Source organism: Rhodococcus sp. BP22, assembly GCF_014281965.1.
Lineage (GTDB): Bacteria > Actinomycetota > Actinomycetes > Mycobacteriales > Mycobacteriaceae > Rhodococcoides.
Genome location: NZ_JACFTB010000004.1, coordinates 451,803 through 475,724, shown reverse-complemented (window position 1 = coordinate 475,724; position 23,922 = coordinate 451,803). Strand labels below are relative to the sequence as shown.

The window sequence follows — 23,922 nt, the reverse complement described above, 5'->3', positions numbered from 1 at the left end:
CAACCCCGTACAACCTCATGTCCCAGTCCGTGAAGACCAGGTCGGTGTCCGGCTCGCTCTGACTTGGATAAAGTTACGCCCAGGAGAACAACGCGTCAAATCCCCAGGTCACTGCAAGTCTGGCGGCCAAACTCCGTGGTGGCAGGAGGTTCGGGGTCCAATTACTAGCTCGTCCACCCGAATCACACGCATGTGACTCCGGCCACCACTTGGCCGACTACAACGTTCCGGTGATCTGCACTCCGGCAAAGTTCCGCTTTCCACGGCGAACCACCAGCCACTGCCCATGAAGAAGGTCGCTGCCACTCGGTGTCCAGTCCTCGGTGACTACCTTCTGGTTGTTCACCGAAGCGCCACCTTCCTTTATGGCCCGTCGCGCAGCGCCCTTACTGTCCGAGAGCCCGGTGGCTACGAGGAGATCGACAATCGTCTTGGGATCGCCCTCGTGAACCTGTGCAATCGACGCCTCGCGCAGTGCCGCGGCAAGAGTTGTCTCGTCGAGCTCTCCTAGTTCCGCGCGGCCGAACAACGCCTGGCTGGCAAGCTCCACCGCACGGGTGTTCGCTTCACCGTGAACCAGCGTCGTCATCTCGGCCGCGAGGCGACGCTGCGCCTCGCGGGCATGGGGTCGCTCTTTGGTTGCGAGGTCCAGCTCATCCAGCTCGGCTCGGTCCAGGAAGGTGAACCAGCGGAGGTACTTCACCACGTCGGCGTCGCCGGTGTTCACGAAGTACTGGTACCAGGCGTACGGGCTGGTCATCTCGGGGTCGAGCCACAAGCTGCCGCCACCGGTGGACTTGCCGAACTTTTTTCCATCTGCAGACGTGACCAATGGGACCGTCATCCCATGCACGGACTCTGCGTCCTGGCGCCTGTTCAGTTCCACCCCCGCGATGATGTTCCCCCACTGATCGGACCCACCGATCTGGAGCGCGCACCCGTAGGTGCGCCTCAACTGCACGTAGTCGTTCGCTTGCAGAAGCATGTAACTGAACTCGGTGTACGACATACCGTCGCCGTCGAGCCGCTTCTTCACCGTGTCCCGTGCCAGCATCACGTTGACGGAGAAATGCTTGCCGATGTCCCGCAAGAAATCGATCGCCGACAGCTCGCCGGTCCAGTTCAGATTGTTCTCCACAATTGCGCCGGTCTCGGTCTCGTCGAACTCGACGAAACGCTCGAGCTGACCACGGATGCGATCGGACCAGTCGCGGACGGTATCGGAGGAGTTCATGGTCCGCTCCCCCACATCCCTGGGGTCGCCGATGAGGCCGGTCGCGCCGCCTGCCATGACGATGGGGCGGTGGCCTGCTCGTTGAAATCGTTTCAGCGCGAGCAACGGAACCAGGTGACCCGCATGCAGGCTGGGACCGGTCGGGTCGAAGCCCGCATACAGAGTGATCGGACCCGCCTCGGTCGCCTTCTTCAGCTCGTCCACATCGGTGGACTGCGCGATGAGCCCTCGCCAGGTCAATTCGTCGATTATGTTCTCACTCACGCGTTCGATTCTCCCGCATGTGCGTTACGACGCCGTCGTCAGGCCTCCGGCCCACCTACGAGTCGAGCCTTCGGACTCCGCCGGTAGCTCGATACCGCCGAAGACCCTCGAATCCAGAATCGCCATTCTCTTTCTGCCGCAACACTGACTCCTACGCGCGGGCCGGATGCGATCTCGACGGGGCTCGCAGCAACCAAGGGCATTGCCAGAGTTATCGGCGAATCTGCGTCGAACAGCACTGTTCCGTTGTCCTCGAGATCGATTCCGAGTGCGCTGCCGAGATTTCCCGGCCCCCTAGCCAAGGCTGCAGCCGATCGCGCCGCTGGGCGTCGGGCAGCAACGATGTCGTGGCCGTCCACAACCTCGCCTGCCCGAAGAAGCACGGCGGCGGGCGTCCCGTCGGGACCACAGCTGACGTTCATGCAGAGATGCATTCCGTAGCTGAGGTAGACGTACAGGCGACCCGCAGGTCCGAACATCACCGCGTTGCGGTTCGTCCGGCCACGATACGAGTGCGCGGCCGGGTCCGGCCACGGACCGTCGACCGGTCCGCCGTAGGCCTCTACTTCGACGATTCGAACCACGACGCCGCCGGCGGTCAAAGTGCCACCGAGTATCCGTCGTGCCATCTCCGGGGGATCACCGTATTCGAGTTCTGCCACGTCCACGCGTCCCATGATGCCGCCCCTTGACGGCTGACCATCGCCGGGGTTATAAATTCATCATGCGATGAAATCATCAAATGATGAGATCCAGGAGGCACTGTTATGTCTGTCGATTCGGTGAATGCCGTCGAGATAACGAACCTCACCGTTCGACGCCGAAAAAGAGTGGCTCTCGATGACGTGAACTTGGCCATCCCACGCGGCACCATCACGGGGCTTCTCGGACCCTCCGGATGCGGAAAGTCAACATTGATGCGGGCCATCGTCGGTACTCAGATAGTCCAGAGCGGAACGGTCACCGTGCTCGGATTCCCTGCCGGGTCCAAACGCCTACGCGCCACAGTCGGCTACGTCGCGCAGGCCCCCAGCGTCTATGGGGATCTGACGGTTCGCGAGAACGTCGCATACTTTGCCGCGCTGTTCGGGCGCACAGCCGGTTCCGCGGACTCTGCCATCGAGTCCGTCGGGCTGACCGACCACGCATCGTCGCCGGCGGGTGCATTGTCCGGAGGTCAACTAGGTCGAGTATCGCTGGCAAGTGCACTGGTCGCCGATCCCGAATTCATCGTCCTCGACGAACCGACCGTCGGATTGGATCCCGTACTCCGTGCCGAGTTGTGGAAACGATTTGCCGACCTCGCCGCATCCGGCACCACGATTCTGGTGTCCAGTCACGCCATGGAAGAGGCCGATCACTGCAGTCGACTGATCTTGATGCGCGAAGGCAAAGTGCTGGCGGAACTCAGCCCAGCCGAACTCCGCTCCCGGACGGGCGAAACCAGCCTCGAAGAAGCATTCCTCTCATTGATCCTCTCCACGGCGCCGATCGAGGCGGCGTCGTGAGCGCGCGCATTTATGCCGCGGGTACCGAGCGGATCCTGCGGCAACTAAGGGCCGATCGTCGAACCGTCGCGATGATCTTGCTGGTCCCATCCCTACTGATGGTGTTGCTCTACTTCCTGTACGCCAATGTTCGGACACCGGCCGGCCAGCAGTCGTTGTTCGACCGCATCGCAATCACGATGCTCGGCGTCCTCCCGTTCGTGGTGATGTTCCTGATCACCTCCATCGCGATGCAACGCGAACGAACTTCGGGAACGCTCGAACGACTACTGACGACTCCGATGTCGAAGTTGGAGTTGCTGGGGAGTTACGGCTCGGCATTCTCCGTAGCTGCACTCGGTCAGGCCCTGCTCGCCTGCGCGGTAACTTTCGGGGCACTCGGATTGACGACGGCCGGACCAGCGGTGTGGGTTGTCGTCATTTCTGTGCTCGTCGCGATGTTGGGAGTGTCGATCGGTCTACTGTGCAGCGCCTTCGCGAAAACCGAGTTCCAGGCAGTTCAGTTCATGCCCTTGGTAGTGCTTCCGCAGTTCTTCCTGTGTGGCTTGCTGGTTCCGCGGGATCAGATGCCGGACTGGCTGCACATCATCAGTAACTTTCTGCCACTCACCTACGCCGTCGATGCACTGCAACAAGTCTCGCTGCACACCGGCGTCACTGGGCGAATGGGGGCCGACATCGCGGTAGTCGCCGGCTTCACCGTGCTCGCTCTTTGTGCTGGAGCGGCAACGCTGCGACGGAGAACCCCATGACCGAATCGAACGGTGTCGGAAGCAAACCAGGGCGAAGGCCCGGGCAATCGAAAACCCGGGAGGCGATCCTTGCGTCTGCTCGCACCCGGTTCGCGCGGTCCGGTTTCGATACGACCTCCATCCGCAGCGTCGCTGCCGATGCAGGCGTCGACTCTGCACTCGTCCACCACTACTTCGGCACCAAACGAGGCCTATTCGTTGCAGCCATTGCACTCCCCGCAGACCCAGCGGAAGTTCTGGGACCTGTCGCAGCTGCCGATAACGAAAACCTTGGTCGCGCCCTGGCAACGGCAATTCTGGGAGTGTGGGACTCGGAAGACGGTGAAGCCGTCATCGCAGCGTTCCGATCCATGATCGCATCCGGGGACACAACGTTGATCGGTACATTTCTATTGCAGGTCGCACTCCGCGACGTTGCTGAAAGAGTCGACACCCCAATCGGCTCGGCACTCGAACGCGTGAACCTCGTCGCGTCACAGATGGCTGGACTGCTGCTCACCCGGCACATACTTGCGCTCGAACCACTGGCGTCGATGCCCGTCGCTCGGGTTGTCGACTGGGTAGCCCCGATCCTGCAGCGGTACCTCACCGGGCCGATCCCCGAAGGTAGCGACTAGGACTGTGCCCGCGCCACAATCGACTCGTGCTCGGCCTGGTCAACGTCGCGCGCCTCATCTACCAGCAACACCGGAATCCCATTCTCGATCGGGTAAGCACGCTGCAGCCGGGGGTTGTACAACAGTTCGTTCTCTACGAGTAACAACGGCCCCTTGTCCACGGGGCACGCAAGAATGCTGAGAAGCGTCTGATCGATAGCCACTGAAGTCCTTCTCTCGGTGTTGTCCTACCTGGCCGGAGCGAAGTCCGTGCGATCAACTTATCCGATGACCGATCCATCGCACCCTCGACTGCCTACAGAGGGTCTGTCAGCTCTTCGTGAACTGTTCGGCTACAACCGCTTTGGTCAACCGTCGGTAAGACCCCGAGTCGGTGTCGTAGTACCAGGACCTGACACCCGGAGCCGGAACCCCAGCCTTCTGCAGTTCGGTCATCTTCGGCCGGAACGCACGAGAAAGCGAAATTTCGTCGACGATGTGGACGATGTCGGGGCGCTGAGCCGGCAGTAACACTGCCAACACATCGCCTACGGTTTTGACCGGCAGCGAGTTGTCCCCCCGCACCGACACCCCGCAGACTGCAATCTCGTCGACGCGTCGATCCGAACGGTGATGTTCTCTGCTCGAACCGATCGGATCGACGCCGTACACGACAACCGACACGACGTCCTCGACGTCACCGAACGCGTCGATGATCGGCTGAGTGAAGACCGGTCCGCGTCGAGTCTTCACGACGGTGTCCTTGCGATCGACGAGCCAAAAGTCCCCGTCGGAGTCGCGTCGAAATAGATTCTCCGTCGGAATCCACGAGTCTCCTGGCTGGAAGACATCGCGCATCAGCGGACTGGTGACCTCGCCATCGCTCCCCGGACGTCCGAGTAGAAGGCCGACCTCATCGTCTCGGCACATGCGAACGAAACCGTCTTCGTCCTCCTCGAGCCGGCCGTTGATCGGATCGTAGGCGGCAAGTGCCACCCTGGCGCTCCCCGGAAGCGGTCGGCCCTTGGAGCCGATTTTCGAACCGCCGACGTTGGCGAGGATGACGTCGTTCTCGGTGGAGGCATAGAACTCGAGCACGCGTGCAGGCGCGAACCGCTCCAGCGTCCGCTTCCAGAGACCGACGGGCATTCCGGACCCGATGAAGAGTCGAACCGGATGACTGAGATCCAGAGCCGATAGCTCGTCGTCGAGGATCGCCTGCATCATCGCCCAGGTGTAGCTGATGACGGTGACCCCGTACCGAGATACTTCCTCGGCGAATCTGGTCGGTTCGAGACCACGCGAGAGCGCTATGCGCGAACCGCCGGCAAGCGCGCCACCCACGCTGACCAACAGTCCGGCGGAATGATGAAGAGGGGCAAGGCAATACACTGTGTCGCCACTACCCAAAGCCGCTGCTGTTGCAGTGCCGAACGCGGACAGGGCCCAACGATGGTTGGTGATGAAGCGTGGTTCCAACCCACGTTCGGTCGGGTTGAACAGCACCACTGCGAGTTCCCGGGCACGGCCAGGATCCGGTGAGTACCACGCGGGCAATCGCACCGAGTCCGGATCGATCAATTCGAGATCGACGACATCGGAACCCGAGGGCATATCGAGAGTTCGAGCGTCTCCGCCACCCAGAACGAGCACATTGGCGGCCACCGAAGTCGCTGCTTTCATGTTCTCGGGATCGGTGATGACGGTGTCGACGTCGATCGCCCGCAGTGCGCTCTCGAGATCTCCACCCGGTGGGAAAAGTACTGCGACAGCGCCGATACGCGACAACGCTGCGATGGCCGCCAGCGCGCTGGGGCGAGTGTCCATCAGTACGCCGATGCGAGCGGACGGCCTGACACCCGACGCGAGCAGACCTCTGACCACGTTGTCGATACGAGCATTGACGGCCCGGTAGGTGTGGACTCGGTCGTCGAACAGGAAGCACTCGCCGTTGGGCGACTTTCGTCCCTGTTCGGCGATGAGTCGCCCCAAAGACACGAGAGTGTGGGGTTGCATCTGACCGAGTCGCGCCAGCCTCGGCAGAGTTCGGACTGCCTCGGTGGAGATCTCGCGAGTGCCACGCACCGCGCCGGCGGCAGCCGAAGCAAGTCCACGGCCGACCCCTACTCCAACCTCGGCAATCGAGGCTGCAGTGTGGATGATCCGGTTGCTCACCGACACACCACTCTCGGTGTCCTGGTGCTCGTCGTACATCATCTCGTGCGCCGCTTCGGGCTTGTCTCCCAGACCTTCACGCCAGCGAATCCACTCCCCCGTTGTCGGCCACGTCTGCGATGCGGCCAAACTCCCGACTACGAGCCCGAAATGTCCTGCGCGAAGTGTACTTTCGTACACTTCTGCGCGCGGCGCCGCCCGCCTTATGCCGCGCACTGCCAGCGGCTGCCCGATGTCGTCGACCTCGCCGACGAACGCGAGAACCGGAACCGTCAGATTCGACAATGTGAGCAGGCGATCCTTGATGACGAACCCACCGGTCATCATTCTGTTGTGCACCACGAATTGCTTCAAAAGCTCCGCAACAGCGGGACCCGACCACGCGACCCAGCCGTCGAGCGCCAAGAAACGACGCTGTGGTTCACGCGGAAGCAACGCCTCGCGGTCGTGTAGTTGTCGTAGAAAATCAAGCCGAGATCGCACGGTTTTGGCAGGATCCAGCAGTTGAAATCCGGTACGGGCCATCCATCCGGACACCGCCAGCCGAGTGAATACGTGGTCGGCAAGGAATTCGGCGCCGCGCGTCGCAACTCCGGCCGGAATACCGAGCGGCAGCGCGGCCAACGTGTCGACCGGAGCACCGAACGTGATGAGGCTGGCCAGGTTTCGTCCGCTGCGATATGCAGCCGCTTGGTAACAGAACATTCCACCCTGGGAATAGCCGGCAAGGTGGACATCACGTCCGGTGTGCTCGTGAACTTTGTCGATGACCTCACTGATGGCTACGACATGATCTGCGAGGGTACGACTCCACCCGCCCTCCTCGGTGTCGGGCGAACCGAAATCGACGACCCACGGATCAAGGCCCATCCTGTGCAGAATCCCAGCTGCGCCATGTTCGGTGGTCACGTCGTATACGTCCGCCGACACCATCATCGGCGGAACGAGAACGACCGGAGGCCTGGAATCGGTACCCACAGCGTCGGGGAAATAGCGACGCAACTTGTACATCGGTTCTCGATCGACAATCTTGAAGGGAGACGGATCGACCTCGGTTTCGAGTCCGCCCAAACGGATGACTTCCAGTCCGTTCTGTGCAGTTGCGATCGCACGTCGCAACGGTCCGCGGACCGCGTCTGCATTCAGTCCCACAACTACAACTCCCGGTTCAATCCCCTGCATTTCGGGATATGGACTCCGACCGCCCACTTGCCACGTTTCCGCAAGCTTGCCACACGGCCGTCCGAAATCAGGCGAACATGACTGTTTTGTGTCTCAGTGCGTTCGGATACCCGAATCGACCCAATTCCGAAGGCGCGCCGCCGTCGAACGAACTCCGCCCAACTGCTTGGCAACCTGAACTGCAGCAGTCCCACCTCGTGAATCACGAGAAGAGATAGATCCCTCTACGGTCAGAACAGTGCGCACCTCCGGCGTCAAAGCCGGGTCGATAGAGGACAGCTCCTCATCGGTGAGTTCGGCCAAGCCCACACCGCGTGCCTCGGCTGCCTTGACACACGCACCTGCAGCCTCATGCGCCACCCGGAACGGAATGCCCTGACGAACCAGCCACTCAGCGATATCGGTGGCCAACGTGAAGCCTGCCGGCGCCAGTTCTGCCAGGCGATCGACATGAAACTCGAGGGTCTGCACCAAACCGGCGAGAGCTGGAAGCAACAGCTCCAACTGTGCGACGGAGTCGAAGACCGGCTCCTTGTCCTCCTGCAAGTCCCTGTTGTACGCCAGAGGCTGAGCCTTCAGCGTTGCCAACAATCCCGTGAGATTTCCGATCAGCCGACCGGATTTGCCACGCGTCAGCTCCGCGACGTCGGGATTCTTCTTCTGCGGCATGATCGAACTTCCGGTGGACCACGCATCGGCCAGCGTCACGTAGCCGTACTCCGGCGTGCTCCAGGAAATGATCTCCTCCGCCAGACGCGAGAGGTCGACGGCCGTCATCGCCAGGACGAAAGCCGCCTCAGCGGCGAAATCACGTGAGGAAGTTGCATCGATCGAGTTCTCCGCCGAGGAATCGAACCCCAACTCCGCGGCAATCTTCTCCGGGCTCAACCCGAGCGAGGAACCAGCCAACGCCCCCGATCCGTAGGGCGACACAGCGGCCCTGACGTCGAAGTCCACGAACCGCTGAACATCTCGCAACAATGGATGAGTGTGAGCGAGGAGATGATGTGCCAGAAGAACCGGCTGCGCCGCCTGCGAATGCGTCTTCCCCGGCATGACTGCGCTCGAATGCGACGCAGCCTGCGTTGCAAGGGAATCCACTACATCGAGCACGCCCGTCGATACTCGACGAACAGCGTCACGTAGCCACATCCGGAACAGAGTCGCGACTTGGTCGTTGCGTGAGCGGCCTGCCCGAAGACGTCCGCCGACCTCGGCTCCCACCCGGTCGATCAGACCCCGTTCGAGTGCACCGTGAACGTCCTCGTCGGACTCCGCGGCCACGAAGGCGCCCGAGGCGACATCGTCGGCCAACCCTTGCAAACCGGCGAGCATCGTCTCGAGATCCTGAGCCGTCAGCAAACCTGCGCCGTTGAGGACGCGGGCATGCGCCATTGACGCCCGAATGTCGTAGGGCGCGAGCACCCAGTCGAAATGGGTGGATTTACTCAATGCGGCCATGGCCGCTGCGGGGCCGGACGCAAAGCGTCCGCCCCACAGTGACCCCTCGTTGGTGCCGTGAGCGCCGGCCGAACTCACAATCCCAGATCCCGCTTGTGGGCGATCTTCGACGACAATCCATGAAGCTGGACGAAGCCCTTGGCGGACGACTGATCGAAAGTGTCGCCCTCGTCGTACGTCGCGAGGTTGAAGTCGTACAGCGACTTGTCGCTACGGCGTCCGTTGACGCTGATGGAACCCGCATGCAGCGCAAGGCGGATCTCGCCGGATACATGCTCTTGGGTGTGCTCGTTGAACGTATCGAGCGCACCCTTGAGGGGGGAATACCACAGACCGTCGTACACCAACTCGGCCCACTTCTGATCGGTGTGCCGCTTGTAGCGTCCGAGCTCACGCTCGAGGGTGACGTGCTCGAGTTCCTCGTGCGCGCGGATCAGGACCATCGCGCCGGGGGCCTCGTAGATCTCGCGGCTCTTGATGCCCACGAGACGGTCCTCGACAACGTCGAGACGGCCGACACCCTGAGCGCCCGCCCGCGTGTTGAGTTCCTGGATCGCTTCGAGAACTGAAACCGGACGGCCATCGATGCTGACCGGGCGACCCTTGTCGAAGCCGATGATGAGCTCGTCCGGGGCCGTCCAGTTGGCCGATGGATCCTGGGTGTAGTCGTAGACGTCCTTCGTCGGGGCGTTCCACAGATCTTCGAGGAAGCCTGTCTCGACTGCACGGCCCCACACGTTCTGATCGATCGAGAAGGGCGACTTCTTGCTGACATTGATCGGAATCTTGTTCTCTTCGGCGAACGCAATCGCCTTCTCCCTCGTCCAGGCGTAATCGCGAACGGGAGCGAGGACGTCGAGCTCGGGTGCGAGTGTGTTGAACCCGACCTCGAAGCGGACCTGGTCGTTGCCCTTACCGGTGCAACCGTGTGCGACGACTGTGCCACCGTGCGAACGAGCAGCCTCGACGAGATGCTTGACGATCAGCGGACGGCTGATGGCAGACACCAGCGGGTAGCGATCCATGTACAGCGCATTGTTCTGAATCGTCGGCAAGCAGTACTCGTCGGCGAACTCGTCCCGAGCGTCGACGACGACGGCCTCGACAGCACCACAATCGAGGGCGCGCTGGCGCACGACCTCCATGTCCTCACCGCCCTGACCCAGATCGATGGCGACGGCGACGACCTCTTTACCGGTCTCCTTCCCGATCCAGCTGATGGCGACGGAGGTGTCCAATCCGCCCGAGTAGGCGAGAATGACGCGTTCGGCCATGATGTATGCGCTCCTTTGTAGCTGTGGATAATTCTCGGTTTTGCCGTCGGCGGAACTGCTAATCCGCGCGTCTGGCCAATCTTTCCAGCTTGTCCGCGAGCTCTTGTCCGGTGAGTGGTTCGCGGGCGATCACCAAAATGGTGTCATCCCCGGCAATCGTTCCCACAATCTCCCTCAACGATGCCCGGTCGAGCGCGCTGGCGAGGTAGTGCGCAGCGCCCGGCGGAGTTCGGAGAACAGCTTGATTCCCGCTCCAGTCCGTCGATACGAGCAGCTCGCCGAGCATGCGAGTAAGTCGGTCCGTACCGCCGGATACTCCCCGAACAGGGCTGCCGTCCTCGGGTACCACGTAGACCCCGGCACCGCCGTCGGCCGCACGAAGTTTGACGGCTCCGAGCTCGTCGAGATCGCGCGAGAGGGTCGCCTGGGTCACATCGATACCTTCGGCGACCAGTAAAGATGCAAGCTCAGGCTGACTGCGCACCTGGTGTGTCGACAACAGGGACACGATGCGCGCCTGCCTGCCCGCCCGCGTGGATGCCGTCAACGGCATCGACTGCATCGGTGGTATCGACGACACCTGCTCGCTCACGGCCGTCGCGCCTGCTCTAGGAGCCAGACCAGCAGTGCCTTCTGTGCATGCAACCGGTTTTCGGCCTCGTCCCATACGACACTGCGAGGCCCGTCGAGAACTTCGTCAGTGATCTCCTCCCCGCGATGTGCGGGCAAGCAATGCAGCACGACGGCGTCGGGTTTGGCGAGCGCCAACAACTCCGCATCGATCCGGTACGGCCGAAACGGTGCGACGCGATCGAGACCGTCGTTCTCCTGGCCCATCGAAGTCCACGTATCGGTAACCAGCGCGTCTGCGCCCATGGCTGCGGCCTGGGGGTCGTCGGTGATCGTGATCGTGGCCCCCGTCTGCGCAGCGCGCGCCCTAGCAGCCTCGAGCACGTAGTCCCGCGGTGCGAACTCCTTCGGCGCAGCAATCGTCACATTGATTCCTGCAGTGACGCCACCGAGCAGAAGCGAATGCGCCATATTGTTCGCACCGTCACCGAAGTACGCGAGTTCCAGGCCCGTCAACGAGCCCTTCTGCTCGGCGAGAGTCTGCAGATCGGCGAGCACCTGGCACGGATGGAACTCGTCGGAAAGCGCATTGACGATCGGGACGGTGGCACCAGAGGCCATCTGTTCGAGTCGCTTCTGCCCGAACGTGCGCCACACGACCGCCTCGACGTAGCGCGAGAGCACCCTGCCTGTGTCCTGCAGAGTCTCTTCACGCCCCAGCTGAGTGTCGCGGCCATCGACGACGACAGCATGACCGCCGAGCTGTGCAATCCCGATCTCGAAGGAAAAACGAGTTCGGGTGGAATTCTTCTCGAAGATGACTCCGACGCCCTGGGGCCCCTCGAGTGGTCGCTTCGAGAAAGGAGCTCGCTTGAGTTCGGCGGCGATGGCGAGAACCTCGCCCTGCTGCTGCGGAGTCAGGTCGTCGTCCCGCAGGAAGTTGATCATTGCCATGGCTATTCCGTTTCCTGTGCTGAATCGAGAAGTGCGGGAAGCGCTGCGACGAAAGATGCAGCTTGGTCCTCGGTCAGTACGAGTGGTGGAGCGAGACGCAACACATCGGGCTGCGCCGCGTTGATCAGGAATCCGGCTTCACGTGCGGCCGACTCGACGGCGGGCGCAACAGGCTGGGTCAGCACCACGCCGAGCAGCAGGCCTGCACCGCGGACTCGGTCGACGAGAGGGTGATTCAATTCCTCGATCGAATGAATGAGCAACTTCCCCATCCGATCTGCATGCGAGATCAGATCGTCCTGTGCGATCGTGCGCAGGACAGCGAGGGCAGCGGCCGCACACACGGGATTGCCGCCGAACGTCGTGCCGTGCTTGCCCGGGTGCAGCAAGGTGGCTGCCTCGCCGATACCGATGCATGCACCGATCGGCATGCCGCCACCGAGGCCCTTGGCGAGCGTGATGACGTCAGGAACAATTCCCACGGCTTGGTGCGCATAAAACCACCCGGTGCGGCCGATGCCGGTCTGTACCTCGTCCAGAACCAACAGAGCGCCGTGACGGGCAGTGATCTCGCGAGCTGCGACGAGATACCCCTCGGGGGGAACGACGACGCCGCTCTCACCCATGATGGGTTCGAGGAACACCGCTGCCGTATCGGAATCGACGGCGGCCTCGAGCGCCGCGACATCGCCGTAGGGCACATGCTGAACGCCTGGAGGCATCGGCTCGAACGGTGCACGTTTGTCCGGCTGCCCTGTCAGCGCCAAGGCACCCATCGTGCGCCCATGGAATGACTTCTCTGCCGCGATGATGTTCGGACGACCGGTCAACCTGGCGATCTTGAAGGCAGCTTCGTTGGCCTCCGTGCCCGAGTTGCACAGGAACACCCGACCCGACGTTTCCGCGCCGAGGTTCGCGAGCAGCTGCTCGGCCAGGGCGATTCCCGGTTCGCTCGCATACAGATTCGAGGTGTGGCCCAGGGTCGACAACTGCGTCGTCACGGCTTCGATGACAGCGGGATGCGCGTGCCCGAGGATGTTGACAGCTATCCCGGCCAACAGGTCGAGGTATTCCTTGCCGTCGGCGTCGGTGACGACAGCACCCTGGCCGCGGACCAGAGCGACACGCGGCACGCCGTAATTGTTCATCAGCGAGTTCGACCACCGCGCCTGGAGATCGACGGTTGCGACATGGTCGGTCATAGCAGGTTTTCCTTTTCTGCTTGTTGGGCGGGATGGACCATCGTGCCGATCCCTTCGCCCGTGAAGAGTTCGACGAGAACCGAGTGCGGCACTCTGCCGTCGATGACGTGTGCCGACGGAACACCACCCAGAACTGCGCGTAGGCAGGCTTCCATCTTGGGCACCATGCCCGCGTCGAGGGACGGCAGAAGTGCCGACAATGCGTCGACATCGATCTTCGACGTCAAAGACGAACGATCCGGCCAATCGGTGTACAGCCCTTCGACATCGGTGAGGACAACCAATTTCTCGGCCCCGATTGCTTCCGCCAGCGCTGCCGCGGCAGTATCGGCATTGATGTTGTGCACGACGCCGTCGGCATCGGGCGCGATGGTGGAGACCACGGGAATCCGGCCCGCGGCGATGAGATCGAGCACGGCGTCCGGATTGACCGAGGTGACGTCGCCGACGAGGCCGATGTCGGTTTCGATGCCGTCGACCATGACCGTGCGTTTCGACGCGGTGAAAAGATGCGCATCTTCTCCGGAAATGCCCACGGCGTAGGGGCCGTGACTGTTGATCAGACCGACGAGCTCACGACCTACCTGGCCGAACAGCACCATCCGCACGACATCCATGACCTCCGGGGTGGTGACGCGGAATCCCCCACGGAATTCCCCGGTCATGCCCAAGCGCGACAGCATCGCAGTTATCTGTGGTCCGCCGCCGTGCACGACGACAGGATGGATGCCGATGGTCCGCAGAAAAACCATATCCTCGGCGAACGCACGCTTGAGATCGTCGTCGATCATGGCGTTGCCGCCGTACTTGACCACGATGATCTTGTCGTGAAACTTCTGCAGCCACGGCAGCGCACCCGCAAGCGTGTGCGCCTTCTGTGTAGCCGACAAACCCGACCCGGTCACGAGGAGTACGCCGAGTTCTCTTCGACGTAGGCATGCGAGAGATCGGTGGTGCGGATGACCACCGACTTCTCGCCGACACCCAGATCGATGGTCAATTCGATATCTTCTCCCGACAGATCCACCTCGCGTGCGTCGGGAGCTCCGACACCATCGATGCACACCGGATGTCCGTTGAACGAGACGCAGAGTCGGTCGGGATCGAGCTCGATCGGCGCAATACCGATTGCGGCCAGCACTCGGCCCCAGTTCGGGTCCGAACCGAACAATGCAGTTTTCACGAGGCTGTCACGCGCGACGGTTCGGGCACCGATCAGTGCGTCGTCCTCCGACACGGCACCGGACACCTTGACGAGAATTCTCTTGGTGACGCCTTCTGCGTCGGCCATCAGCTGATCTGCCAGATCATCACAGACAGCAAGTACTGCGGCGTCGAGATCGTCCTGGGACGGTGCGACCCCGCTCGCACCCGAGGACAGAAGCAACACGGTGTCGTTCGTGGACGTCGCGCCGTCGACATCGAGCCGATCGAAGGACAACCGTGTGGCGTTGCGCAGCGCGGTGTCCAGCTGGTCTGCGGTGGCAACGGCATCGGTCGTCACCACGCACAGCATCGTCGCGAGCGAGGGTGCGAGCATCCCTGCGCCCTTTGCCATTCCGCCGACATTCCACTTGTCGACATGGTGAATCGCAGCTTGCTTGGGCACGGTGTCCGTCGTCATGATGGCGTGTGCTGCATCGGTGCCGCCGGAAATACCGCCGGCGAGCTCATGGACAACCTCTTTGACGCCGGGTATCAGTTTGTCCATCGGCAACCTGTCACCGATCAACCCGGTCGAGCAGACTGCGACCTCGACAGCTCCAGTCTCGGTTCCCCAATTACTGAGCGCGGCGGCAACTTCCTCCGCAGTGCGATGCGCATCCTGAAATCCGGGTGCACCCGTGCAGGCGTTGGCACCACCCGAGTTGAGGATGACCGCACGTAGCTTTCCGGTACTCAGCACCTGTTGCGACCACAGCACGGGTGCAGCTTTGACCTTGTTGCGGGTGAAGACGCCTGCCGCGGTCAGATCCGGGCCCTCGTTGAAGACCAATGCAAGGTCGGTTCTACCGCTGACCTTGATGCCTGCGGCGATTCCAGCGCCGCGAAAACCGGCGGGAGCCGTCACTCCCTGTGTCCGAACGAGCTTGCCCGGCAAGGCATGTGCATCAGCAAGACTGGTCACGGTGCAACTCCCACTGTCGAGAGACCGTCGGTCTCGGGTATTCCAAGGGCAAGATTCATCGATTGCACTGCGCCGCCTGCGGTGCCTTTGGCAAGGTTGTCGATCACACCGATGACGACGAGCAAACCGGCATCGACATCGACCGACACACTGAGCTGCACTGCATTGGACCCGATCACAGCACCTGTCTGCGGCAACCTGCCACCACCGAGTACGTGCACGAACGGCTCAGCTGCATAAGCCTTTTCGTACACCTCGATCGCCTGCTCCTGCGTCGCCGTCGTGACGGCCGTGCAGGTGGCGAGAATTCCGCGGGGCATGGGAGCGAGGATGGGAGTGAACGACACCGAAACCGGGACCGGGGAAAGCGCAGAGAGGTTTTGAATAATCTCCGGAGTGTGCCGATGGGCACCTGCGACTGCGTAAGCCCGTACAGAGCCCATGACTTCGGACCCGAGCAGGTCTGCCTTCGGGGCTCGTCCGGCCCCCGAAGTTCCGGTCACGGCAACAACATTGACGCGCGGTTCGATAATGCCGGCAGCGACGGCCGGAGCGAGCGCAAGACTCGACACCGTCGGGTAACACCCCGGCACAGCGATGCGCGTGGCACCGATGAGCTTCTCCCGTGCGCCCGGCAATTCGGGCAAACCATAAGGCCATGTTCCCGCGTGCGGAGTCTTGTAGTACTTCTCCCAAGCGGAGGGATCGGTGAGTCGAAAGTCGGCACCGCAATCGATGATGACGACGGTGTCGGGAAGCTGATTGGCGATCTCTGCGGACTTGCCGTGCGGAAGTCCCAGAAATACGACGTCGTGTCCGGCAAGTTCGTCGATAGTCGTTTCCGACAGCACGCGATCTGCGAGCGGCAGGAGATGGGGATGGAAGTCGCCCAGTGCCGCGCCCGCGTTACCTCCGGCGGTCAACGATCCGATAACTAGCGCTCCTGATCGCACGCCCGGGTGGCCGAGCAACAATCGCAGAATCTCGCCGCCTGCGTATCCACTTGCCCCCGCGACTGCGATTCTCAGCGGAGCTGTCCGCTCACCGTCTTTCCCAGCATCAACCATACGTTTGATTATGCACCATCATGCAAGCTCATTCATAGTTGGGTCGACTGTCGGCTCAACTGTCTTTCATCGACCGTCGGATCTCCTCGAGCTTCCTTCGCCCCGACTCCTGACGTTCGTTCCACTGCTCATCCAACGTACGACCAGCCGGGCCAAGCTGATCGAGTTCCTCGGCGCCCAGCGCGGTACCCGTCCGAATCTCGACCTTGTCCCGAACGCTGTCCCACGTGGGAACACCCCCTTCGCTGTATCCGGTCGGCGACTCATGGGCCGAGTAACCGGTGCTCACGCCTCCGATCGACTGAGCGACGCCGCTGTCACCGACAACTTCTGCATCCAGGATGCCCAACGGCGGGTCACCGAGCGGCTGGTCGATTCGCGGTCGCGTCAATTCCGGAACGTCGATATCCGGAACATCGCCCGGCGGAACCTTGCCAGGCTCGACATCACTACCGGCCGTATCTATTTCTTCCAGCAACGCCGATGCAGCGGCATGGACCGGCGCGAGAGCCGGACGGCCGCCAACCGAAGCGAGCACCTCCCGCAACACCGCAACATCGGATCGATCTTCTGCGCTACCAGTGCCCATGATTCCTCCTCTGTTCCTCGAGTCCGTGCCCCCACGCTACGGAAGAACGACAACGGACGTATCAGCTCCGCCAGCGCGCTCCGACGGCTTCTCCCGCTGCAGCTACTGCCGCATCGCGCGCCTTCGATGCCTGCGCCTCGGTCAAAGTTCCGTCCGCACCGCGGAAGACGAGCGCAAAAGCCAGAGACTTCAGCCCCTCGCCTACCTGCTCGCCTTCGTAGACGTCGAAAAGCCGAATGCTCTCGAGTAACTCACCCGCGCCGGACTTCAACGCCGACTCCACCTCGGCAGCTGGAACCGTGTCGGCAACCACTACGGCGACATCCTGCATCACGGCCGGGTACGGAGAGACGACCGGTGCCGGGAAAGATTCGACGATCGGGAGTGCATCCAGATTCATCTCGACCGCACAGGTACGTGCCGGCAATTGAGCCCGCTCGAGCACTGCCGGGTGCAGCTCCCCCGCATAACCCACCACTACGCCCTCGACAACCAACTCCGCGCACCGCCCCGGATGCCACGGCAATTTCTGTGCCGCCCTCAACTCGATCTCGACCCCCGCTGCAGTCGCAACGGTTCTCGCCGCGGCGAAAGCGTCCGCCGCCTCCACTGGTCGGCCCGGACCCCATGGACCAGCCGGCACACTGTGACCGCTGAGGACCGCACCCACATGAACGGGCTGATCCGGCAGCGACCCACGAAGGTGAGTGATCTCCGCGTCCGAGGGCCGAGTATCGACGGCAATGGGCTCCACCGTGACGGTGTCGTCACCGGGCAGGACGACCTGCGCTATTCCGAACAACAACAGATCACGCTGACCACGAGCGACGTTCCGCGCGAGAATCTCGAGCAAGCCGGGAAGAATGGTCGTCGCCAGTTCCGGCCGATCGGCTTCCAACGGGTTGAGCACCGTCGTGGTTCTCCGACGCGCATCATCCGCTGGAAGGCCCCACGTATCGAAGACCCCGGCCGGAAGGAACACTGTCGGCAACACCTCGACGTAACCGGCGAAGGCTAGCGACTTGCCGACTGCGCGCTTTCGCCTCTGCGTGGGGGTCAGTCCGCGGCCCGCGGGTGCTGAGGGTAAAACGGACGGAATCTTCTCCAGACCCTCCAGTCGCAGAACTTCCTCGACGAGGTCTGCGGGTTGCTGCAGATCCGGCCGCCAGGTCGGCGGCGTCACGACGAGTTCGCCGTGGCCCGACTCGCTGACGCCGACCTCGACCTCGCACCCGACCTGGGTGAGTCTGCGCGCCGCGACGCCATTGGGATACGCCACCCCGGCGATGCGGTCGGGTAGGTCGATAGCCATGCGGACGGCGGGAAACACCACTGCCGATCCGACATCGGTCAGCATTGGTTCGATTCGGCCACCGGCGATGTCCACGAGCAGCTGAGCGGCACGATCGAGCGCAGCGACAGGCAGAGCGGAATCCACCGTGCGCTCGAAACGCTTACTGGCCTCGCTCACCAATTTGTGACGCCTACCGGTCCGAAACACCGCCAAAGGATCGAACGAGGCAGCTTCGAGAATCACATCTACGGTGTCGGCGCCGACCTCGGTCGATGCCCCACCCATGACTCCTGCCAGCGAAATCGCACCGGAATCGTCGGCGATGACGACATCCTCCGCGTCCAGAGTTCGCTCGACGTCGTCGAGAGTAGTGAGCTTCTCCCCGGCCTTTGCACGACGGACGACGATGTCACCCGACAACTTCGCAGCGTCGAACGCGTGCAAAGGCTGCCCCAGCTCGTGCAGGACGTAATTCGTCACATCGACCGCCGCCGAAATCGGCCGGACGCCCGCGAGAAGCAGACGACGCTGAATCCACCACGGCGTGACCGCAGCCGGATCGATTCCACTGACCTTCCGCAACGCGAAGCGAGCGGCGTTCGACTCCTTCTCGACCGTCGCAGGCCACGCTTCACCTTCGTTGTTCTGCACCGGGCCACTGGCCGGATCGGCGAATTCGAGGTCGAAGCTACTCGCAAGCTCTCGCGCGAGACCACGCACCGAGAACGCGTATCCACGGTCCGGTGTCACGTTGAGCTCGATGACCGAATCATCCAGACCCAGAACCACTTTGGCATCGTCGCCGGGCGTCGCAGTCCCCTCGGGCAGGACCAGAATACCGGCATGATCGCGGCCGAGACCGAGCTCCATCGTCGAGCAGATCATGCCGTTCGACGTCTTGCCGTACGTCTCACGCGCGGCAATGGCGAATCCACCCGGAAGCACGCTGCCAGGCAGCGCGGCGACGATCAGATCACCTTCGGCGAAGTTACGAGCCCCGCACACGATCTCCTGCGGTTCGTCTGCCCCGACGTCCACCGAACAGAACCGAATCGGCTTCTTGAACTCCGTCAACTCGGTGATCGAAGAGACACGACCGACGACCAGGGGCCCCGTGACCTGGTCGAGCGAATCGAGCTCCTCGACCTCGAAGCCGACCCGAACGAAGCCCTCGTCGAGTTCTTCCGGCGTCACTTTCCACTCCGGCGCCGTGCGCTGTAGAACCTCGGTCAACCAGGATTGTGGAACTCGCACGTCTGCTCAGCTCTTTCTGCGTGTCGAAAACGGTGGTGCCTCGCGGGCAGTCGGTAAAGAAACGTTGCGTCCGTCAGGCCTCGACGCCGAAGGGCAACGTGAAACGAATATCGCCCTCGACGATGTCGCGCATGTCGGGAATGTCGTTGCGGAACTGCAAAGTCCGCTCCAAGCCCATGCCGAAAGCAAATCCCGAGTACACCTCCGGATCGATTCCACTGGCACGCAGAACTTTGGGATTGACCATTCCGCAGCCGCCCCATTCCACCCAGCCGGCTCCGCCCTTCTTCTTCGGGAACCACACGTCCACCTCCGCCGAAGGCTCGGTGAACGGGAAGTAATTGGGACGCATACGCGTGCGCGTCTCGTCACCGAACAGAGCTCGCGCGAACGCGTCGAGAGTTCCACGCAGATGAGCCATCGTCAGCCCCTTGTCGATCGCAAGACCCTCCACCTGGTGGAACACCGGGGTGTGCGTCGAGTCGAGCTCGTCGGTGCGAAAGGTCCGACCAGGGCAGACAATGTAGATCGGCAACTCGCGCGACAGCATCGAGCGCACCTGTACAGGCGAGGTATGAGTCCGAAGCACCTGACGTGAACCCTCGGGTGCGATATGGAACGTGTCCTGCATGGTGCGCGCAGGATGATCAGGCAAGAAGTTGAGAGCGTCGAAGTTGAAATGCTCGGTCTCGACTTCCGGACCCTCCTCGACTTCCCATCCCATTGCGACGAAAACGTCCGCTACCTGATCGGAAATGATCGTGATGGGGTGGCGAGCGCCCACCGGGCGAACATTCGACGGCAACGTCACGTCGATCGTCTCGGCGACGAGAATCGCCGCATCGCGCTCGGCGAGAAGAACCTCGCGGCGCGCCTCGAACGCCTTCTGCACACGATCGCGCGCGACCTTGACGCGTTTGCCGGCGTCAGCCTTCTGATCCCCCGGAATCGAGCCGAGAGCACGCTGAGCAAGGGCCAGCGGCGCGCGGTTGCCGATATGCTCGATCTTCACCTTCGACAACTCGTCCAGATCAGGTACGTCAGCGAATGCCTTCTCCGCACCATCGACTGCAGCAGCGAGTGCGGACTCCTCGAGCACGCTCGGATCGACAGGCTGGGCGTTGTCGCCATCTTTCTTCGCCACGAGAGGTGCAACTCCTTGATGGTGGTTGATGTCGTTCGAACGACTCTGCCGATCCTAAGCGAGAAGGTCGAGTCAATTATTGCGGGACCTGCGCTGAGCGCGGGCACTCGAGTACAAGCAGATAGCTGCCGCTGTTGCGAGGTTCAAGCTCTCGGCACGACCATGAATGGGAATCCTGACGCGATGATCGGCCGAAGCCGCCACAGCCGCGTCCAATCCGTGAGCTTCGTTGCCGAACAACCACGCTGTCGGACCACTCAGCAGTTCGTCGGCATCATCGAGGTCGATCTCACCATCGGCAGCGGTGGCAAGAATTTGCACTCCACTCGCCCGCAGAGCATCCAGCCCCTGTTCGACCGAGCGTTCACGAGCGATCGGCAAGTGGAAAAGACTCCCCGCCGACGCTCGCACACACTTGCCGTTGTGCGGATCGACCGAATCCCCCAGCAGCACGACCGAATCGGCACCGACAGCGTCGGCGACCCGGATGACCGTGCCCGCGTTGCCCGGCTCCGATACCTCCACCGGAACAGCGATCAACGTGGGATCGACTCCGAGGGCTTCGCCGAGCGCCACATCCACGAGTCGACAGACCGCGACGATCCCAGGCGGCGTCACCGTGTCGGAAAGACCCTTTGCCGCTCGCGCGCTGATGGCATGGGTTCGAATTCCCGCGCTGCGGGCCGCATCGAGAACACTGCCGTTGCGATCGGCGGAATCTTCCGCATAGAACAACTCTCGGACGACACCCGCACCGAGTGCCTCGGTTACCGAGTTGGTTCCTTCGGCCAGAAAAAGCCCCGACTTGCGACGCTCCGACGCACGCAACAGCTTCACAGCCGAAACGACCCGTGGAGTCCGCTCGGTGAGCATGTCCACGGGCCGTTCAGGATCTAGATCGTCGTGCGTCAGCTTGCTCAGGCTGCTTCTCCAGCAGGAGCATTGACGTCGGCAGGCAGTGCAGCCTTGGCGATGGCCACCAGGCCGGCGAAAGCCGGTGCGTCCGACACAGCGAGCTCGGCGAGGATCTTGCGGTCGACCTCGACGCCCCCGAGCCTCAGGCCCTGGATCAAGCGGTTGTACGTGATGTCGTTGGCGCGAGCTGCTGCGTTGATACGCGTGATCCACAGCCGACGGAAGTCACCCTTGCGTGCCTTGCGGTCACGGTATGCATAGGTGAGCGAGTGGAGCTGCTGCTCCTTGGCCTTGGTGTACAGACGTGAGCGCTGTCCGCGGTATCCCTTGGATGCCTCGAGAATCGAACGGCGCTTCTTCTGGGCGTTGACCGCCCGTTTTACGCGTGCCACTGGTAAATCCTGTCGATCTGGGGGCTTCTAGAAACCCCGAATGGTAATGGGATGGCGCCGACCAAGACGGTCGACTATGAAGTCCAGATCAGATGCCGAGCAGGCGCTTCATCCGCGGCACGTCGGCCTTGGTCACAACTGCGACGCCGTCGAGACGACGGGTTCTCCTGCTGGACTTGTGCTCCAGCAAGTGGCGACGACCAGCCTTCTGGCGCATGATCTTGCCGCTGCCGGACACCTTGAATCGCTTCTTGGCGCCACTGTGAGTCTTCTGCTTGGGCATGGAGTCCTCAGTTCTGTGTTGCTCTTCGGTCTTGCTCGGCACGTCCATGCCGATAGCGTCGGCATGGACGTCTTACGGGTCGTACTCGGTTCGGTAGCGCAGTCTCTAGTTGCTCGGCGGCGTTGCTGCTGCCGGAGCATCTGTCGGAGCCGGCTCTGCAGCGGCGGGTGCCGGAGCAGCCGAAGCCGAGGTGGTCGGTTCCGGAGCGGGAGCACGCTGAGCGGGCGGAGCCGCCGCACTTTCCTGTGCCTTGACGCGAGTCTTGGCACCCTTGTGTGGGGCCAATACCATCGTCATGTTGCGACCGTCCTGCTTGGCCGAAGTCTCGACGAAGCCAAGATCTGCGACGTCTGCGCCCAGCCGCTGCAGCAGACGGAATCCGAGCTCCGGACGAGACTGCTCACGTCCGCGGAACATGATGGTGACCTTGACCTTCGACCCGGCTTCGAGGAAGCGAACAACGTTGCGCTTCTTGGTCTCGTAGTCGTGGGCGTCGATCTTCGGGCGGAGCTTCTGCTCCTTGATCACGGTGAGGGTCTGGTTCTTGCGCGATTCGCGCGCCTTCTGCGCTGCCTCGTACTTGAACTTCCCGTAGTCCATGATCTTGCAGACCGGCGGACGAGCGTCGGGAGCCACTTCTACGAGATCGAGATCAGCTTCGAGAGCCAAGCGGAGTGCATCTTCAACACGCACGATGCCAACCTGTTCACCGCCAGGTCCGACCAAACGAACCTCGGGAACACGAATGCGATCGTTGATGCGAGTCTCAGTGCTGATGGGGCCTCCTAGGTAGTGCGGTGAGGGGTCTAGCCGACCGCCCGCCATTGGCACAGCCCGCCTGCCCGGGTCCTTCGACACTCATTGCCGGAGAACACTCTCTCCTACAACGAAAAAACCCTGCTCCAGCATTCCGCTGGCGCAGGGCCCGATGTCGACCGATCGACAAATACCGCATACATCGCAATATCGTCTCCTCCGAAGAGGAAGCCCGAGTGGCATCTCTGCCACTGCGGGCGACCGGACCGGAACCAGCTTGAAACACTGGGTACCGGTGGGAGTCGGGCTCCACTTGCTGCCTCCGTACAGTGCACTCTCGTAAGAAAGAACACGCCGAAGACGGTCGATGAGGAACAGTACCAGCCGGCCGGGGTTTCGAGAAATCGACGCCAGTAGGAACAAGCCGACAACATCAATGGCGCGCTCGCGCGATCTGATCGTATGACTGGACCATTCAAGCGGTGTGGGCGTTGCCGCGGGTACACCTGATGTCAGTGGCTCGTGCCGCCGTGCCATCCTCGTGAGCATGACGAGCACTCCCGAACCTGTCAATGACGGCCGCGAACCAGAAGTCCGCGAACTCGCAGACGTTCCCGCTGTCGAAGTAATCAGCCGCGCCGCCGTGATGCTCATGAGCTCCGCAGCCGAGAAGCTCGGCCTGTCCGAGCCGGACCCGTCTGAAAGCCCCTATCTCGATCTCGACGAAGCGCGACGAGTCATCACTGCACTCGCAGGGCTCGTCACGGCGTCGGTCGAGTACCTCGGACCACACGCCGGACCGATCCGCGAAGGGCTTCAGGCTCTGCAGAAAGCATTCCGCGAAGCGTCCGCGCATCCCGACGAGCCAGGGAAAGGTCCCGGAGAGAAGTACACCGGCCCGGTGTACTGATCCGCTTCCTGCGTCTTT

23 protein-coding genes are annotated in these 23,922 nt (G+C 62.3%); 4 read left to right on the top strand and 19 right to left on the bottom strand.

Annotation, left to right across the window (positions count from 1 at the left end; translation table 11 throughout):
• Positions 1–217 precede the first annotated feature (217 nt).
• On the bottom strand, positions 218–1,498 hold the full coding sequence (gene tyrS / locus H2510_RS11815) for a tyrosine--tRNA ligase (protein ID WP_186628464.1): 1,281 nt from the start codon (positions 1,496–1,498) through the stop codon (positions 218–220).
• A gap of 38 nt (positions 1,499–1,536) precedes the next feature.
• The gene (locus H2510_RS11810) at positions 1,537–2,175 is read right to left on the bottom strand and encodes a DNA-3-methyladenine glycosylase (protein ID WP_186628463.1); all 639 of its coding nucleotides are present in this window, start codon (positions 2,173–2,175) and stop codon (positions 1,537–1,539) included.
• A gap of 90 nt (positions 2,176–2,265) precedes the next feature.
• Here H2510_RS11810 and H2510_RS11805 point away from each other — a divergent pair, with 90 nt between their 5' ends.
• The 3 genes from H2510_RS11805 to H2510_RS11795 are packed head-to-tail and all read left to right on the top strand — an operon-like array spanning position 2,266 to position 4,375.
• Positions 2,266–3,006 (top strand): ABC transporter ATP-binding protein, encoded by a 741-nt coding sequence (locus H2510_RS11805; protein WP_186628462.1) that lies wholly within the window; start codon positions 2,266–2,268, stop codon positions 3,004–3,006.
• Positions 3,003–3,758, top strand: coding sequence for an ABC transporter permease (locus H2510_RS11800; RefSeq protein ID WP_186628461.1), 756 nt, complete (start codon positions 3,003–3,005; stop codon positions 3,756–3,758). The genes H2510_RS11805 and H2510_RS11800 overlap by 4 nt, the downstream gene beginning before the upstream one ends.
• The gene (locus H2510_RS11795) at positions 3,755–4,375 is read left to right on the top strand and encodes a TetR family transcriptional regulator (RefSeq protein ID WP_186628460.1); all 621 of its coding nucleotides are present in this window, start codon (positions 3,755–3,757) and stop codon (positions 4,373–4,375) included. Before H2510_RS11800 ends, H2510_RS11795 begins: the two co-directional genes overlap by 4 nt.
• Here H2510_RS11795 and H2510_RS11790 read toward each other — a convergent pair.
• The 17 genes from H2510_RS11790 to infC all read right to left on the bottom strand — a co-directional run bounded on the left by H2510_RS11790 (position 4,372) and on the right by infC (position 23,063).
• A complete protein-coding gene (locus H2510_RS11790; RefSeq protein WP_088945527.1) occupies positions 4,372–4,578 on the bottom strand; it encodes a Trm112 family protein in 207 nt (68 codons plus the stop codon). The two genes, H2510_RS11795 and H2510_RS11790, sit on opposite strands and share 4 nt — an antisense overlap.
• 106 nt (positions 4,579–4,684) lie before the next feature.
• Positions 4,685–7,711, bottom strand: coding sequence for an alpha/beta fold hydrolase (locus tag H2510_RS11785; protein ID WP_186628459.1), 3,027 nt, complete (start codon positions 7,709–7,711; stop codon positions 4,685–4,687).
• Between the two features lie 93 nt (positions 7,712–7,804).
• Entirely contained in the window at positions 7,805–9,250 is a 1,446-nt protein-coding gene (argH, locus tag H2510_RS11780; RefSeq protein WP_186628458.1) for an argininosuccinate lyase, read from the bottom strand.
• On the bottom strand, positions 9,247–10,446 hold the full coding sequence (locus H2510_RS11775; RefSeq protein ID WP_088945530.1) for an argininosuccinate synthase: 1,200 nt from the start codon (positions 10,444–10,446) through the stop codon (positions 9,247–9,249). Before H2510_RS11775 ends, argH begins: the two co-directional genes overlap by 4 nt.
• A gap of 58 nt (positions 10,447–10,504) precedes the next feature.
• Positions 10,505–11,008, bottom strand: coding sequence for an arginine repressor (locus H2510_RS11770; RefSeq protein ID WP_397517355.1), 504 nt, complete (start codon positions 11,006–11,008; stop codon positions 10,505–10,507).
• A 26-nt stretch (positions 11,009–11,034) separates the two neighbouring features.
• Entirely contained in the window at positions 11,035–11,970 is a 936-nt protein-coding gene (argF, locus tag H2510_RS11765; protein ID WP_186628457.1) for an ornithine carbamoyltransferase, read from the bottom strand.
• 2 nt (positions 11,971–11,972) lie between these two features.
• Positions 11,973–13,172, bottom strand: coding sequence for an acetylornithine transaminase (locus tag H2510_RS11760; RefSeq protein ID WP_186628456.1), 1,200 nt, complete (start codon positions 13,170–13,172; stop codon positions 11,973–11,975).
• Entirely contained in the window at positions 13,169–14,077 is a 909-nt protein-coding gene (argB, locus tag H2510_RS11755; RefSeq protein WP_186628455.1) for an acetylglutamate kinase, read from the bottom strand. Before argB ends, H2510_RS11760 begins: the two co-directional genes overlap by 4 nt.
• Positions 14,074–15,300, bottom strand: a complete 1,227-nt coding sequence (gene argJ, locus H2510_RS11750) for a bifunctional glutamate N-acetyltransferase/amino-acid acetyltransferase ArgJ (RefSeq protein WP_315901338.1) — start codon at positions 15,298–15,300, stop codon at positions 14,074–14,076. The genes argB and argJ overlap by 4 nt, the downstream gene beginning before the upstream one ends.
• The gene (gene argC, locus H2510_RS11745) at positions 15,297–16,367 is read right to left on the bottom strand and encodes an N-acetyl-gamma-glutamyl-phosphate reductase (protein ID WP_186628454.1); all 1,071 of its coding nucleotides are present in this window, start codon (positions 16,365–16,367) and stop codon (positions 15,297–15,299) included. The genes argJ and argC overlap by 4 nt, the downstream gene beginning before the upstream one ends.
• 55 nt (positions 16,368–16,422) lie before the next feature.
• Positions 16,423–16,956, bottom strand: coding sequence for a hypothetical protein (locus H2510_RS11740; RefSeq protein WP_186628453.1), 534 nt, complete (start codon positions 16,954–16,956; stop codon positions 16,423–16,425).
• A gap of 61 nt (positions 16,957–17,017) precedes the next feature.
• The gene (gene pheT / locus H2510_RS11735; RefSeq protein ID WP_186628452.1) at positions 17,018–19,504 is read right to left on the bottom strand and encodes a phenylalanine--tRNA ligase subunit beta; all 2,487 of its coding nucleotides are present in this window, start codon (positions 19,502–19,504) and stop codon (positions 17,018–17,020) included.
• A 73-nt stretch (positions 19,505–19,577) separates the two neighbouring features.
• Complete coding sequence (pheS, locus tag H2510_RS11730; RefSeq protein ID WP_186628451.1) at positions 19,578–20,648, bottom strand: phenylalanine--tRNA ligase subunit alpha; 1,071 nt, start codon at positions 20,646–20,648, stop codon at positions 19,578–19,580.
• Between the two features lie 72 nt (positions 20,649–20,720).
• The gene (locus tag H2510_RS11725; RefSeq protein WP_186628450.1) at positions 20,721–21,527 is read right to left on the bottom strand and encodes an RNA methyltransferase; all 807 of its coding nucleotides are present in this window, start codon (positions 21,525–21,527) and stop codon (positions 20,721–20,723) included.
• Between the two features lie 38 nt (positions 21,528–21,565).
• The gene (gene rplT / locus H2510_RS11720) at positions 21,566–21,955 is read right to left on the bottom strand and encodes a 50S ribosomal protein L20 (protein WP_084346513.1); all 390 of its coding nucleotides are present in this window, start codon (positions 21,953–21,955) and stop codon (positions 21,566–21,568) included.
• An 88-nt stretch (positions 21,956–22,043) separates the two neighbouring features.
• On the bottom strand, positions 22,044–22,238 hold the full coding sequence (rpmI, locus tag H2510_RS11715) for a 50S ribosomal protein L35 (RefSeq protein ID WP_084346736.1): 195 nt from the start codon (positions 22,236–22,238) through the stop codon (positions 22,044–22,046).
• Positions 22,239–22,343: 105 nt separating this feature from the next.
• Positions 22,344–23,063: a translation initiation factor IF-3 gene (infC, locus tag H2510_RS11710; protein WP_084346514.1), complete on the bottom strand. Its 720-nt coding sequence runs from the start codon at positions 23,061–23,063 to the stop codon at positions 22,344–22,346.
• Positions 23,064–23,541: 478 nt separating this feature from the next.
• On the opposite strand from infC, the gene H2510_RS11705 reads away from it, so the two are divergent.
• Positions 23,542–23,904, top strand: a complete 363-nt coding sequence (locus tag H2510_RS11705; RefSeq protein WP_186628449.1) for a DUF1844 domain-containing protein — start codon at positions 23,542–23,544, stop codon at positions 23,902–23,904.
• Positions 23,905–23,922: the final 18 nt, after the last annotated feature.

Excerpts from the sequence above, each read along its gene's own strand:
- H2510_RS11810 (WP_186628463.1), bottom strand. The coding sequence starts at position 2,175 with ATGGGACGCGTGGACGTGGCAGAACTCGAATACGGTGATCCCCCGGAG.
- H2510_RS11805 (WP_186628462.1), top strand. The coding sequence starts at position 2,266 with ATGTCTGTCGATTCGGTGAATGCCGTCGAGATAACGAACCTCACCGTT.
- H2510_RS11795 (WP_186628460.1), top strand. The coding sequence starts at position 3,755 with ATGACCGAATCGAACGGTGTCGGAAGCAAACCAGGGCGAAGGCCCGGG.
- H2510_RS11785 (WP_186628459.1), bottom strand. The coding sequence starts at position 7,711 with ATGCAGGGGATTGAACCGGGAGTTGTAGTTGTGGGACTGAATGCAGAC.
- H2510_RS11775 (WP_088945530.1), bottom strand. The coding sequence starts at position 10,446 with ATGGCCGAACGCGTCATTCTCGCCTACTCGGGCGGATTGGACACCTCC.
- H2510_RS11770 (WP_397517355.1), bottom strand. The coding sequence starts at position 11,008 with ATGCAGTCGATGCCGTTGACGGCATCCACGCGGGCGGGCAGGCAGGCG.
- argF (WP_186628457.1), bottom strand. The coding sequence starts at position 11,970 with ATGGCAATGATCAACTTCCTGCGGGACGACGACCTGACTCCGCAGCAG.
- H2510_RS11760 (WP_186628456.1), bottom strand. The coding sequence starts at position 13,172 with ATGACCGACCATGTCGCAACCGTCGATCTCCAGGCGCGGTGGTCGAAC.
- argC (WP_186628454.1), bottom strand. The coding sequence starts at position 16,367 with ATGGTTGATGCTGGGAAAGACGGTGAGCGGACAGCTCCGCTGAGAATC.
- H2510_RS11740 (WP_186628453.1), bottom strand. The coding sequence starts at position 16,956 with ATGGGCACTGGTAGCGCAGAAGATCGATCCGATGTTGCGGTGTTGCGG.
- rpmI (WP_084346736.1), bottom strand. The coding sequence starts at position 22,238 with ATGCCCAAGCAGAAGACTCACAGTGGCGCCAAGAAGCGATTCAAGGTG.
- infC (WP_084346514.1), bottom strand. The coding sequence starts at position 23,063 with ATGGCGGGCGGTCGGCTAGACCCCTCACCGCACTACCTAGGAGGCCCC.
- H2510_RS11705 (WP_186628449.1), top strand. The coding sequence starts at position 23,542 with ATGACGAGCACTCCCGAACCTGTCAATGACGGCCGCGAACCAGAAGTC.